General features: G+C 39.8%; 16 protein-coding genes. 15 read left to right on the forward strand and 1 reads right to left on the reverse strand.

The window, feature by feature from the left end:
- The first annotated feature begins 8 nt into the window (after positions 1 to 8).
- The 10 genes from tssM to N5J47_RS14955 all read left to right on the forward strand — a co-directional run bounded on the left by tssM (position 9) and on the right by N5J47_RS14955 (position 9354).
- A complete protein-coding gene (tssM, locus tag N5J47_RS14910; RefSeq protein ID WP_279960605.1) occupies positions 9 to 3827 on the forward strand; it encodes a type VI secretion system membrane subunit TssM in 3819 nt (1272 codons plus the stop codon).
- Between the two features lie 37 nt (positions 3828 to 3864).
- Positions 3865 to 4824, forward strand: a complete 960-nt coding sequence (gene tagF, locus N5J47_RS14915) for a type VI secretion system-associated protein TagF (protein WP_279960604.1) — start codon at positions 3865 to 3867, stop codon at positions 4822 to 4824.
- Positions 4821 to 5594 (forward strand): OmpA family protein, encoded by a 774-nt coding sequence (locus N5J47_RS14920; protein ID WP_279960633.1) that lies wholly within the window; start codon positions 4821 to 4823, stop codon positions 5592 to 5594. The genes tagF and N5J47_RS14920 overlap by 4 nt, the downstream gene beginning before the upstream one ends.
- Positions 5595 to 5621: 27 nt before the next feature.
- The gene (locus N5J47_RS14925) at positions 5622 to 6176 is read left to right on the forward strand and encodes a PAAR domain-containing protein (RefSeq protein ID WP_279960603.1); all 555 of its coding nucleotides are present in this window, start codon (positions 5622 to 5624) and stop codon (positions 6174 to 6176) included.
- 11 nt (positions 6177 to 6187) lie between these two features.
- The gene (locus N5J47_RS14930) at positions 6188 to 6802 is read left to right on the forward strand and encodes a hypothetical protein (RefSeq protein WP_279960602.1); all 615 of its coding nucleotides are present in this window, start codon (positions 6188 to 6190) and stop codon (positions 6800 to 6802) included.
- Positions 6799 to 7287, forward strand: coding sequence for a hypothetical protein (locus tag N5J47_RS14935; protein ID WP_279960601.1), 489 nt, complete (start codon positions 6799 to 6801; stop codon positions 7285 to 7287). Before N5J47_RS14930 ends, N5J47_RS14935 begins: the two co-directional genes overlap by 4 nt.
- 7 nt (positions 7288 to 7294) lie before the next feature.
- Entirely contained in the window at positions 7295 to 7510 is a 216-nt protein-coding gene (locus N5J47_RS14940) for a hypothetical protein (RefSeq protein WP_279960600.1), read from the forward strand.
- A 20-nt stretch (positions 7511 to 7530) separates the two neighbouring features.
- Positions 7531 to 7977, forward strand: coding sequence for a hypothetical protein (locus N5J47_RS14945; protein ID WP_279960599.1), 447 nt, complete (start codon positions 7531 to 7533; stop codon positions 7975 to 7977).
- A 27-nt stretch (positions 7978 to 8004) separates the two neighbouring features.
- Positions 8005 to 8451 (forward strand): hypothetical protein, encoded by a 447-nt coding sequence (locus N5J47_RS14950; protein ID WP_279960598.1) that lies wholly within the window; start codon positions 8005 to 8007, stop codon positions 8449 to 8451.
- Between the two features lie 492 nt (positions 8452 to 8943).
- Entirely contained in the window at positions 8944 to 9354 is a 411-nt protein-coding gene (locus N5J47_RS14955) for an NF045616 family extracytoplasmic (lipo)protein (protein WP_279960597.1), read from the forward strand.
- Between the two features lie 187 nt (positions 9355 to 9541).
- Here the strand turns inward: N5J47_RS14955 and N5J47_RS14960 are convergent, their stop codons facing one another.
- On the reverse strand, positions 9542 to 9985 hold the full coding sequence (locus N5J47_RS14960) for a helix-turn-helix domain-containing protein (protein ID WP_279960596.1): 444 nt from the start codon (positions 9983 to 9985) through the stop codon (positions 9542 to 9544).
- A 168-nt stretch (positions 9986 to 10153) separates the two neighbouring features.
- On the opposite strand from N5J47_RS14960, the gene N5J47_RS14965 reads away from it, so the two are divergent.
- The 5 genes from N5J47_RS14965 (at position 10154) to N5J47_RS14985 (ending at position 13726) form a co-directional block, all read left to right on the forward strand.
- Entirely contained in the window at positions 10154 to 11020 is an 867-nt protein-coding gene (locus tag N5J47_RS14965; RefSeq protein WP_279960595.1) for a metal-dependent hydrolase, read from the forward strand.
- 40 nt (positions 11021 to 11060) lie between these two features.
- Entirely contained in the window at positions 11061 to 11495 is a 435-nt protein-coding gene (locus N5J47_RS14970) for a PaaI family thioesterase (protein ID WP_267981078.1), read from the forward strand.
- An 89-nt stretch (positions 11496 to 11584) separates the two neighbouring features.
- Positions 11585 to 12265 carry a glutathione S-transferase family protein gene (locus N5J47_RS14975; protein WP_279960594.1) on the forward strand — a complete coding sequence of 227 codons (681 nt, stop codon included), beginning with the start codon at positions 11585 to 11587 and terminating at the stop codon, positions 12263 to 12265.
- Complete coding sequence (locus N5J47_RS14980) at positions 12262 to 13035, forward strand: SDR family NAD(P)-dependent oxidoreductase (protein WP_279960593.1); 774 nt, start codon at positions 12262 to 12264, stop codon at positions 13033 to 13035. The genes N5J47_RS14975 and N5J47_RS14980 overlap by 4 nt, the downstream gene beginning before the upstream one ends.
- A 1-nt stretch (position 13036) precedes the next feature.
- A complete protein-coding gene (locus N5J47_RS14985; protein ID WP_279960592.1) occupies positions 13037 to 13726 on the forward strand; it encodes an oxidoreductase in 690 nt (229 codons plus the stop codon).
- The last annotated feature ends 92 nt before the right edge of the window (positions 13727 to 13818 follow it).

Consider the following 13818-nt stretch of genomic DNA (forward strand, 5'->3'; position numbering starts at 1 on the left):
AGAACTCAATGTACATCATTTTAGGTTATCTGTGGCGGTACATTACGAATCCTAAGGCCATTATTGCTTTGTCCTTGTTCGTGGCACTGATGTCTTCATACTCTTCCATCCCACGTCATATTTTTTGGGTGTTGGCTGCAACCTATGCCTTGGGGCTGATTGCCTATGGGATTTACTGGCTGGTGCAAAGAAAGCGTCATGCCGCTCAGGGGGAGGAGCTTGCCAATGCCATTGAGCAGGACAGCAAGGCGGAATACGGCAACCAAAAGGATAAGGCCGAATTACAGCTAATCCATCAGCAGATGAAAGAATCCATCCAGTTGATTCGTAAATCCAAGTTGGGGGATAAAAAGGGCAATGCGGCTTTATATGAATTGCCGTGGTATATGGTGATTGGTAATCCCGCCGCTGGAAAAAGCTCTGCGATTTACAACTCTGGCCTGAAATTCCCATTTGAGAAAACCCATCAAAAGATGGTGTCTGCTGGATTGAGTGGTACACGCAACTGTGACTGGTTCTTTTCAACAGAAGGCATTCTGCTGGATACCGCAGGGCGTTATTCTGTGTATTCAGAAGACCATTCTGAGTGGCTGGGCTTTTTAAATATCCTCAAAAAAAACCGTTCCAAAGCGCCAGTGAATGGCTTGATTGTGATTGTCAGTATTGCGGAGCTGATCAGTCACAGTCCTGAAAGTTCATTAAAATTAGCCAAAAACCTGCGTGCCCGAATTCAGGACCTCACTGAAAGACTGGAAGTGGTGGTGCCTGTTTATCTGGTGTTTTCTAAAATGGACCTGATTGCAGGTTTTACTGAGTTCTTCGATTGTTATGAATCGCAGGAATACAATCAAGCATGGGGCGCAACATTACCCTATGAACAAAATTCGTCGCAGAATGCAGTGGAATTATTCGAAAAACATTACAACCTGCTCTATGACGGTTTAAAGAGCGTCAGCACCACACATTTAAGCCGACGTCATTCGCAGAATATTTCTCCAAGTGTCATGACATTTCCTCTGGAATTCAAGACGCTGAAACCAGCGTTGAAAAGCTTTATTGGCACCTTGTTTGAAGACAATCCGTACCAGTTTCAGCCTGTGTTCCGTGGCTTTTATTTTACCAGTGCCTTGCAGGAAGGCATTATTGAAAGCCCAATGACAGAGAATATTGCACAAGAATTCCAGCTTGAGCAAATCCAGAATAATGGACAGGAAAATGTAAATGCATCGCTTGCACCAAATCATGGTTATTTCTTGCAGGGCCTGTTTTCCAATGTGATTTTGCGGGATAAAGATCTCGTCAAGCAGCATATCAATCCAGTGAAAAAGCGTCAGCGTTATATTGGTTTTATTGCCGCGTTGATAGGTGTTTCCTTGGTGCTGGGAGTGTGGGTCTGGTCATACCGTAACAACCAGCAACTGATTGCGGATGTACAGGCCGATTTGGATAAGGTTGTTCACTTGGAGAAAACTTCTGGACAGCAACTATCGACACAGCTTGAAGCTTTGCTAATTTTACAGGAACGTTTGCAGCAACTGGATGAGTTTAATGAACATCGTCCACTTAAGTTCAGTTTTGGTTTATATCAGGGCAATCAATTACGTGACAGTTTAAAAGCAGAATATTTAAAGGGGATCAAGCAAATCGTTCTGACCCCGACACAGCAAAATATTGCCCAATATCTACAACGGGTTAAAAATAATGAAGCAACGCTAAAAGCCAATCATGTCAATGTTGAAATCAAGCAGGTCGCCAAAACACAACAATATTTAGAGCCATCTGATAGTAACCCTCAAGATGCTTATAACGCCCTGAAAGCGTACCTGATGATGAGCAATCCTGAATATATGGATAGCAGCCATTTAAGTGATCAGGTTTCACGTTTCTGGCGTTCGTGGCTGGATACCAACCGTGGGCAAATGCCGCGTGGTGAGATGATTCAGGATGCGGAAAAAATCCTTTCTTATGCCATGACCTTGGCCAATCAGGATGGTTTCCCGATTCTGGAAACCGATGCGCAGGTGGTGGATCAAACCCGTCAGGTCCTTTTATCTGTTATTCGTGGCATGCCAGCACGCGATCGTGTCTACAACGAAATCAAGATGCGTGCGGCAGTGCGTTTCCCAGCGGTGACTGTTGGGCAAATTGTCGGTGAGCAAAACCGTAATATCGTTTTAGGCAGCTATGCATTGCCAGGTGTGTTTACCCAAAAGGCCTGGGATGAATATGTTGAAAAGGCCATTGATGATGCTGCAAATAAACCAACTGACAGTAAGGACTGGGTATTGAATAGCCGTCAGTCTGATGATCTGACTTTCTCAGGTAGCCCAGAACAGATTCGTAAACAACTAGTGGCTCTGTATAAGCAGGAATATGTGACTGAATGGAAGAAGTTCCTGAACGGTATTTATTATGCCAAGGCGGACCAGTTTAACCAGCAGGTAAAAAATATTGATGTCCTGGGTGAACCACAAAACTCACCAATCCGTACCTTATTGCAGCGCATTGCGATTGAAACCAACTGGGATAATCCAATTGTACAGGCTGAACTGGCTGTGCCTGAAAAGGGCTTTGTGGCCTGGTTTAAGCGTAAGGTGCTGAACAATACCGATGATAAAGCCGCAGCTCAGGCAGTGAACAAGGCGCAGGGAGCGATTTCTCAGGAATACCAAATGTTCTACCAACTGGTGCGTAAACGTGATGATCTACAGGACAAGTCACTGTTTGATGAGTATATGAACAACCTTGCACAGGTGCGCAGTAAGTTTAATGACCTGAAAACAGCAGGGGAGATTGGCCCAAGTGCGATGGCTCTGGTTAAACAAACCATCAATGATCAAACTTCAGTATTCAATGTCACCCAGAAATATGTGGATGAGAAAATGATGGTGGGCCTCAAGGATACTGACCAGCAGTTATTACAAAAACTCCTGATGAGTCCATTGACCCAATCCTTTGCCAGCCTGATTGTGCCAACCCAGGATGAGCTAAACAAGTTGTGGGGAATTCAGGCCTATCAGCCATTCCAAACCAACCTCAGCCAGAAGTATCCATTTAATTCAGGTGTGACCTTGCAGGCAACCAGCAATGAAATAGGCCAAATCTTTGGTGAGACAGGCAGCATTGCCCGTTTTGTAAAAGAGGCACTGGATCCATTTGTGATCCGCCGTGGCTATGTATTGACTTCTAAAACATGGAAAGATTTAGGTATTAGCCTGAATCCACAATTTGTTGTGGCTTTCCAGCAATATGTGGCGCCAGTCAATGGTATAGCAACAGGGAGTCTTGATCAGCCTGCGGTTGCACCAGTGTCCAATCAGTCGAATTTCCAGTTCTATCCATTACAGAATCCACAGTTCCTGTCCTATACCATTGATATTGATGGTCAGCGTATGGTCTACGAAAATGGAATCCAGCAATGGGTGAACTTTGTTTGGCCAAATCAGGGGGCAATTCCAGGGGCGCGTATTACCGCCATCGACCTGGAGGGTAAAACCCATACCATTTTTGAGGAACCAGGTGAATATGGAATTAACCGCTTGATTGATGCAGCACAGCGTAAGGAACAAAATGGCAGCTTTGAAATGACCTGGACCAGCAAAACTGAGCCATCTTTAGCCCTAAAAGTGAACTTTAGGCTCATTAGTGGCAATAGCTCAGGCAATATCGGTTCAAGCCGTGGTTATGCAGGCTTGCAGCTAGTGGATAAAGTGGTGACAGAAAAGGCGGTACGTGTGGTTTCAGCTCAGGCGACACCCGCAGGTGCAGCCGTTCCACCAGCACAGCCAACTACATCTGCACCAGCTCAGGCGGGAGGCACACCATAATGATAGGGATAGTCACGGGATATGGAGAGATGCCTGTATGCAACACGTAAAAACCACGCCACTGTATTATGGAAAGACGCCCGCCCGTGGCGATTTCCTCAAGACCAAGGGGCAGTATGCATTGATTCAGGTACTTGACCAATGGATTACCGAAGCCCTTGAACATGCCATGCGTGTAGCTGACTTTAAACAGCGTTACGAAACATTGCCTGCACTGGATTTCTTTATTGCAAACCCTGCTGAGCCAATGTTTTTGGCTGCAAACCTGATTGCAAGTCAGGACAGCTCAGGGCGGGCTTTTCCAATGGTGCTGAGTCAGTTGCTGGAAGTTGAGCAGCCATATCAAAATCTATTACTGGCGCCTTATTTTTATAAGTCTGTGTTGGTGGATTTATTTCAAAAGAATCGGGTATTACGCAGTATTCGTGATACCAATATCATGCTGGAGAAGCTTAACAATTTACCAAATTCAGTGCAGATTTTTACGGCTACGGAATGCAATGCTTTCTATGAAAACCATACCATGCATTCATTTGCCCAATTGATGAAAATCAATGTTTACGAATTAGCACAGAGCATGATTGGACTGGGGCTTTTACTACAACCGATCTTAAAAAATGGCACCAGCCGCTTAAACAAGGTTCTGATTCTACCCATCAATAACCCAATGTATTGCTATGAAATTGCCGCTTTTTGGGTGGGAATGATCGGACGTTTTCTGGGAACCAGCAATACTGAAATCCTGATAGGTATTCTACGTCGTGATGAACCGATTCTGTTTATTGGTTTTCAGGGTGCCGACATCATGGTGCTGAGCGATATCTTTACCCAGAACATGCAGAGTGAGCACTGGGTTTCACTCATTCAGGTACAGTGGATTGATGCTTATCTTGAGCAGAACGCAGGCCTTGCCACACTTGAACAATCACTTTGTCAGCGTCAGTTAAGTCTTAATCAGGGCTTAAAGCTATTTCGACAAACTTTTTTAGATGAATAAATATGAGAAATAATTCGAAATCTGTATGGGTAGGGATACTATTTGGTTTGATTGCCCTGACTCAAGGCAATATTGTCCATGCAGCGCCCATAGTGGTTGAGGGTGTCGTTCCGAACGAGGCAAGCAAACAGGCAATTTTGCTCAAGATGCAGTCTGTATATGGTGCCGATCAAGTGGTTGATAAAATTCAGATTGGTCCAGTGTCCGCACCAAATGGCTGGAGTGATTCAGTGACTCGGGTTATTACTCCTGATCTTAAAAAGATTAAACAGGGGCAGTTGCGTGTCAGGGGAACGCAAGTTGATTTAACTGGCAAAATGAGTGATCCAAATGCAATTCAACCCACCACGGATAGTTTCCAGACTTTGGTGCAGCAGCCTTATCGCTTGAATGCGCAACTTTCGGTGAACCAGACTGAACAAAAAATTATTGATGATGCGTTGAAGAACCGAATTATTGAATTTGAATCGGGGAGTGCCATTCTGACGGATGCGGGTCAAAAGATTCTGGATGAAATGGCGGTTGCCTTAAACAAGGTGGGCAGTAAGAAAGTCAAGATTATTGGGCATACCGATAGTTCAGGCGATGCCAATAAAAATACAGTCCTTAGTCAGGAACGTGCGGTGGCGGTACAAACCTATTTGGTCAGTAAGAGTATTACAGCTGAGCGTCTAAGTACGGAAGGCAAAGGCTCCAGTCAACCTGTTGCAGACAATACCACCGCAGATGGCCGCAGGAAAAATCGTCGGATTGAATTTGAAGTACTTTAATGATTCTGAATTAAGAGGGATGTGAGTATGGCAACACCCTATATTGTCATTGGCTGTTCAACGACAGGTGGAGGTCAGGTAATTACAGGCAATAATAGCTTTCTGGTTGAGGGCATCCCGATTGCCTGTGTTGGCGACAAGGCGACTTGTCCAAAGCACCAGACCGTTTCGACCATTATTGTGGGTGACCCAAATATGCAGGTGATGGGAAAGGCGGCTGCGCGGGTGAATGATGCCTTGTCCTGTGGATGTAAGCTATTGCCAAAGCAGAATTTGGTTGTTCAGGATAATGGTAGAAGCATAGGTAGCAGCCAAAGCTTTGCTCTTGCCATGGCTCCAACTCAAGATAGCTTTGTAAAGGACAAACCAAATAAAGAATATGGAATACAATTCCAATTAAAGGATGAGCAGACACAGAAAACGTTTAGTGAAATTCCATATTCGATCATCTACAAAAAGAATGGAAAAGTAGAAACTGGGTGGACTGATGAAGATGGTAAAACTCACATCATAAATGCAAACTCGCCAGATGAAGTTGAGTTTCAAACAATTGATGCCTCAAAACCTCTACCCCCGTTATAAGGATTCTAATAATGGCACAAGATAGAATATTTTCGCCTACTCTAATTCCCTCGTTAGATAATGAAGTAAAAGTCTGCCATGCAGATGAATTATTAGACCCCTTACTTTGTAATAGTATCGTTAAAGTACTTAACTATCATACAACGGTGCCTTACACTTTTATGATGAATCAGGCTCAATGGGATTGGGTAAAACAGAAATATCCCTTTGAGCATGATTTAGCTATTCGCTTCGGACTTGAGTATGATTTGCGCCAATTTGGCGATACAGTATTGGAGCGTTATTCTTTTCATACAATGATGTATTTAAAGTTTACTTTGTATGCACAAAAGCATTCAAGAAATAAAGGTGCGGAAATGATCTTGGAATTAGCAAAAGATACTTTTTCTGCTCGAATGGCGATTGCTAAGAAAAATTTTGGTGAAGTAATTGATTTAGCATTATCTAATGCAAGCAAGCCTGTCCTTGCAGCAAATGCTTTGGCAATGTTTACCAATAATGGCCCTTTTGGAATCAATGAATATATGTATCAGAATGTCTTCGGACGTCCATATGATAGAGCAACAGTTTCTCAATATATTCAAAACTACAACTATACCCCACCTAAAAACCGCTTTTCACTATGAAAATGAAATTAATCCCCGTACTAGCTATTTCATGTTTATTCTTAACATCTTGTAAGGCATCATCTGATAAAGATGACATAGATCAATTTGTAAAAGTAGATTTGAAAAACTATGCAACTGATAACTACAGAGTTTTTATCGAAGCCAATAAAAACTTCTCTAATGAACCTGCATTAAAAGAGACACTGTTTAATAATACTTACGTTAAGCTGGAAACAGCCCGTAGTCTTTTAAGTGATGAATATTCTGATTGGATAGAAGGCCTAGATCGTAATGGTTTTGATTATGCAGATCTCAATACGATATGTTGGATGATGGTCTATATGGAAAACTATGTAGGGAATATTGGTGAGAAATATAGGAAAGATCTTAAAGTTGAAACTCTAAGTGATGTACATCGACTCTATGAAGAAAGAAAAAGGGTAATCAAATTAAGAGATACTAAAGATCAAACTGCTAAAAATTTTGTTGAAGTGTGTTCTTAGTTTTCAAATGGTCCAATATGCAAAGCATAAAGTTATTTTAAAAAGATTTCTAGATTATAATTTAGAGTCTCAGGCAGAAATTTTTTCAGATTACTGGGTTTTGGTTAATAATAAAAACTTAGCGCTAATAAAAAGTGAGAACAAGAGAAATAATATTGATGGATATTCTATGCGAGATATCTTGAATATTTATAAAGATAAGGTAAATCAAGTAGTTGGTTAATTGGCTGGTGAGTATTTGAAATGAATAAAATAAGAATGCTGATTTTTCTTATATTAATTGTAGTTTTGATATTTTTTTCTTGGATTAAGTTTAATCAAGATAAGTTTCTACTCAGTGCTTCTGTTGATGGTGATAATTTAATTTTTAATCTTTCTAAAAATAAAATCCATGTTTTTGGATATGAAATAAATAACTTAGAGGAAATGGATGAGAGTGGAGTATATAAAAACATATATGAATTTAGAGATCTAAATAAAGAGATTAAAAAAATAAAAGTTGTAAACTATAAGGAGAAAAATATATTACCTAATCATGCTTATTATTTTTCTTTTTCTCATGCTGGTGGTAAAGGGGAGTCTGGGGTTGTTCTTAAATATTTTAATTTTTGTGTTAAAAATCAAAGTATTATTAGTAAGGTAGATGTAAGTGATAGAGATTTTATTGATGAGTGTCATAAAGAAAATTAATACATTAAAGCATATAATAGAGTATTTATGTTTAAAATTACTATAATATTTTTTCTTCCTTTACTTTTAGGTTGTAAAGAAAAGAAAGTAGAAGATTTTAAGTATGAATTTTATGATAGTAAGCTTTGTGCTCTGAAAACAAGTGATATGAGAGTGGCTAATGATTTCGGACTATTAGATAGTTCATTTAAGTATAAGGAAAATATTTTTGATGAAAAATTATCAGTTGATATATATGAAAAAAGTTTAAAGAATTTATCTGATAAACAGACTCAGTATATCTTCTGTTTTGATCCATTGGAGGTGAAATATAATGGTCTAGAGACACAGATTAGATTAGAGATTAAAAAAGGTAAATATCTGAGACAATATGAATTTATAAATTACTCATGTGTATATAAAGATGATTTTAGGTTAAATTTATCAAAAAATCAATTTGTTAAATGCAATTTAAATGAAGATAATGCTGATTAGTGATAGAAGCTAGTTCTTCTTTAGTCTAAAATAGTTCTTGATTTTATCTGGATCTAAATAAATTCTAATTTTCTATATTGATTGTAGTTTTGATATTTTTTCTTGGATTAAGTTCAATCACGTTAAGTTTCTACTCAGTGCTTCTATTGATGGTGATAATTTAATTTTTAATATTTCTAAAATAAAACCCATATTTTTGGATATAAAATAAATAACTTAGAGGAAATGGATGAGAGTGGAGTGTATAAAAATATATGAATTTAGAGATATAAATAAAGAGATTAAAAATAAAAGCTGTAAACTATAAGGAGAAAAATATATTGTCTGATCATGCTTTTTCTTTTTCTCATGTTGGCGGTAAAGGGGTGTCTGGGATTGTCCTTAAATCTTTTAATTTTTGTATAAAAATCAAAGTATTGTTAGTAGGTGGATGTAAATGATAGAGAATTTATTTTGAACTCCTATGATAAATCATTATTGCCGAGATATTAAATGATAAAAAAATTACAGTTCCTATTTTTATTAATAATAGCATTATCAACAGCTGCTTGTAGTCAAGGTCCGCGCCCATTAGAAGCTACGATCCATAATGACCATTTATGTGTATTTACCAATACTTCTAAAACTTATTATGGTGTTGATAATACATTTTTGATTTATTTAGGAAAGATCGACTACACTAAAGAATTTAGAAGTACTTATGAAAAACTATATAGCAATGTTCTTCTCCCTATAGACGAAAAAAATTGCGTTCTAATACCTTTAAAAGAAATTGAAAAGAATATTGCTTACGAAATCATTTTAGATACAAATAAAAGTTTCCATACCAGTCTTTGCGTCATAGATAAAAGTAATGAGCTGGAAGTTAGATATATTGAGCCTGGGAAATCAACTTGTGATTAATTCAGGATTTATTCAAAGCAAAAAATATTTATTCAACCCTGGAATTGGTTAAATTGATTTAATGGGATATACAAAAGTTATAGCGGGAGAGTACCAAAGTAAATATAGGAGACATTTATTTTAATCTCCATAAATATTTATTGAGGATTAAAAAAGTACTATTTTTCAATATTCATTTTCTTCAACTCTATTGGTACACAGGCCTCATCTCTTTAGCATGCAGTTCTTGACCACAACAATCACAGGTTAGCTTCGGTTGGGTGACATGACCACAGCTTTTATGCAGATAGCGTAATTCCTGAAACTGCTTGTTCTCATTTTGCCAAATATTTCCCCACGTACTCATAGAGATAATAATTGGATAAAGTGCCAGCCCTTTTTCCGTCAATTTATATTCATAACGTTTTGGGGCTTCATGATAAAGCACTTTCTCAAAAATATTATTTTCAACCAGTCGATTAATACGCTCAGTTAATAAATGACGGGTAATACCTAACTGCTTTTGAAAATCATCAAAACGACGGGTTGCCATAAATGCATTACGGATGATCAACAAAGTCCAGCGATCACCAAAGATCGACAGGCTTCGCGCAATTGGGCAATTCATTTCGCCAAGTTCATGCCATTTCATCGCATACTCCATCAATTTATCTTTATAGGAAGACGGCTGTCATTTTAGGACAATATTGGTCGTCACGTCATCAACTAGATTGACAACTTATTTGGGTCTAGCTATTTTAAATCATATAAGTTCCTTTTTGGAACTTTGAATTTTAAAAATGAATCCTTGAGGTGAATTATGTCTATGTCTGCGGTGAAAGAAAAATCAAAGCAAAAAATGCCTGCATCATTTCCTGTGCGTCGTATGGATTATGAATTTCAGGGTATGCCGAAGTATTGGTGTAATAATGAATCAACATTTACCCACTATTTTACAGGACTTTCTACACTTTTCCCTGAGGGAGAATCCTACTTTGTCCGTTCAGTTCGTGCATTGCGCGAGAACATTAAAAATAATCCACAACTCGATCGGGATATTGGTGCATTTATTGGACAGGAAGCCATGCATTCCAAAGAGCATCATGCTTTTCATGTGAGTGCCCAGCAATATGGTCTAGACCCTGAATCATTGGAAAAGGCAACAGGGATTATACTGAAAGCGATTGAACGTACTTTTCCAAAGAAATGGAATTTATTGGTTACGGTGGGACTGGAACATTACACCGCTGTGCTGGTGGTGGAAATGATGAAAAATGTCAATCAGTTAATGACGGATAAAACTATTCGTGATTTATGGTTATGGCATAGTGTTGAAGAAACAGAACATAAGGCTGTTGCCTATGATATGTATGAATATCTCTATGGCAGGGGATTGGATGCCTATATTCCCCGTGTCGCAATTTTTACCTTTAGTCTGGTCTTGATTACCCTGATTTCCAATAGCTATCAGCTTGTATTAATGTCAAGGAATAGACAATTGCTCAATCTAAAATCCTGGGCAAAATTTGCTGGGTTTACGCTACAAGCCTATCGTAAATTAGTGCCTCAGTTTTTCTCCTATTATCGTTTTGATTTTCATCCCAATGATACAGATGAATCTGAAATTGTGGCCCAGACAAAAGTCAAAATTGGTTTAGCTCCTGAACAATCAACTTTTATTCATTAAACATCTTAATACGTTTTATTCATCACATAGGAAAAATAGTATGAATCCATTAAATATGACGGGTTTGGAAATTATGCAGGCTTTTCAGAAAGGACTGGTACCTGCGCCAGGGATTGCAAAAACCATGGGGATGGAGGCTGGTGAGGTTGAATATGGCCGTGTTGTATTTATTGCGACTGCTGATGAACGGCATACCAATCCGCTGGGTGGGGTACATGGTGGTTTCGCCGCTACTGTACTTGATTCCGTGACAGGGTGTGCCACCCATACTGTATTGGCTGCGGGTGAGGGGTATGGAACAACCGATCTTGCAATTAAAATGTGCCGTCCTATGCCATTTAATAAAAAACTAATTGCGGAAGGAAAGGTCATCAATATTGGTAAAAATTTGGTGATTTCGGAGGGCTATCTCCGTGATGAGGATGGGAAGCTGTATGCGCATGCGACAGCAACCAACATGATTATCCGTCGTTAAATCACCAAATATCTGTATGATGGGCTTGATCAGTAATTGACTGATGGACTGTTATACAGATCAATGAATAAAAAGATGGGAATATAAAAATGAGTTCAGTTGTTTTACATCAATGGGAAATTTCACCTTTCTGCCAAAAAGTGGCAAGGATGCTGCAATTCAAGGGAATTCCTTATCAAACTGTGAACTATAACGGTGTATTGGGAGCAAAGGTTCCCATGCTTAGTAAGGCTGGAAAGGTTCCTGTACTGGATATTGATGGTAAACGCATTCAGGACAGTACGCGTATTGCACGTTATCTTGATGAGGCCTATCCAGATTTACCTCTTTTATATCCAGGCGATCCCATGCAAAAGGCCTATGTCGAACTTTGGGAAGATTGGGCCGATGAGTTGCTCTATTTTTACGAGATTCATTTTCGGGTCAGTGATGCTGATGCACTGAATCATGCCGTTGCCATCAGTGCTGAAGGCCGTCCCAAGCATGAGCTGGTTTTGATGAAGCCGTTGCTGAAATCAGCGCTGACCTTGCAACTTAAGATGCAGGGTACGGGACGTATGGCAAAGGCAGATATTGAGGCTGAGTTTATTCGTCATCTGGAACGCATCGAACTGGTATTGGGTCAAACAGGCTGGCTGGTTGGCGAAAGCAAAACATTGGCAGATATTGCAGTGGGTTCACAACTTTTGGAGATTGTAAGAACCAGCAAGGTGTGGGGCGCAAAAATTAAGAGTTATCCCCATATTGCCCAATGGATCAGTTTATTATGAATACGTCTGCGCTAAGCTCGACAGCTCCTGAAAAGGTTGCTTGTGTTGTGGTGGTGGGCGTGGGCGCTGAACAGGGAATTGGTGCGGCAGTCTGTCGGCGTTTTGCCCAGGAAAAATTAAAAGTATATGTGGTCGGACGTACCTTAAAGAAAGTCGAGACTGTGGCTGCGGCAATCAATGTCAAGGGTGGCCACGCTGTAGCCTATGGTCTGGATGCCGAAGATGAACAGCAGGTTCAGGCACTGTTTGACCGTATTTCCCATCAACAGGAACAGCTTTCTGCGGTCATCCATAATGTAGGTGGCAATATTCCCTCCATATTCTTGCAGACCTCTCTCCAGTTCTTTAACCAGATGTGGCGTTCGACTTTTTTATCTGCCGTTTTGGTATCTCAAAGTAGCCTGAAAATCTTCCAGCGGCAACAGCAGGGGACTTTGATTTTTACGGGTGCAAGTGCCTCGTTGCGTGGCAAACCTTTTTTTGCCGCATTTACCATGGGAAAATCAGCATTGCGGGCTTATGCACTCAATCTTGCGCAACGATGCCGCCCTCAAAATATCCATGTTGCCCATGTGGTTGTAGATGGAATGGTGGATGGTGACCGTGTAAATAAGGCTTTATTGGGATTGGGGCGTTTAGTCAGGCTGACACGTGGTGGTGGCGGTTTAAACATTGAGGCGATTGCCGAGAATTACTGGATGCTTTATCAACAAGGCCGTGATTTATGGACATATGAACTGGACTTACGTCCTTATCAGGAGAATTTCTAATATGAATCGCCTGATTCCTCAGTTATTCAGATCGAAACAGAAAGTAAAGCACTGTGTCATCGTCGTTGGAAATGATATAGATCAGCTTGCTCAGACATTTGCTGAGCAGTCGGAAAAAAGCCAAATGCATGTGTATCAGGTTGAGCATGACCCTGCACAACAGAAGATTCAGATTGAGCATTTACATTCAGGTCTCACCAAGCTTCGCCTGAATTTAATCAATTCTGCTGCTGTAAAAGATTTAATCAAACAGATTCATCATGCAGGTCACCTGATCGACCTATGTGTATTTCAGCCTGATTTTACAAGGTTAGTTGAAAGTAATCCTTTATCAGCCCAACAGATAGAGTTTCAGTGGCAAAATACAGGTTTAAGCGCGGTTAGCATTTCACAAGCCATGATTCGGCAGATGCTTCGCAAAGGTAAAGGCACATTAATTTTTTTAGGTATGCAACAGAACCTGGCTGTCGAAAATGACCTACTTAGCCAAAGTTTGTTTGCTAGTATCCGCGCATTGGCCCAGTCCTTGGCAAGGGAGTTTCATCCAAAAGGGATTCATATTACTTATTGTATGTTGCCCTATTGGAAAAATCAGAACCTTGAGTTGATGCACTCCATTCAACAGGTTTGCTGGCATGTTTATCAGCAACCAGCTTCTAGCTGGACTCAGGAACTCAGTCTGTTTCAATAAGCAAATGTGCTGTTCAAATCCATTAACAAATAAATAACAGCATAAGCTAAATTTTTAAATAAAGCTTTTTTACATTCGTACTACGACTTATA

This window comes from Acinetobacter sp. GD03645, from assembly GCF_029845285.1.
GTDB classification, from domain to species: Bacteria; Pseudomonadota; Gammaproteobacteria; order Pseudomonadales; family Moraxellaceae; genus Acinetobacter; species Acinetobacter corruptisaponis.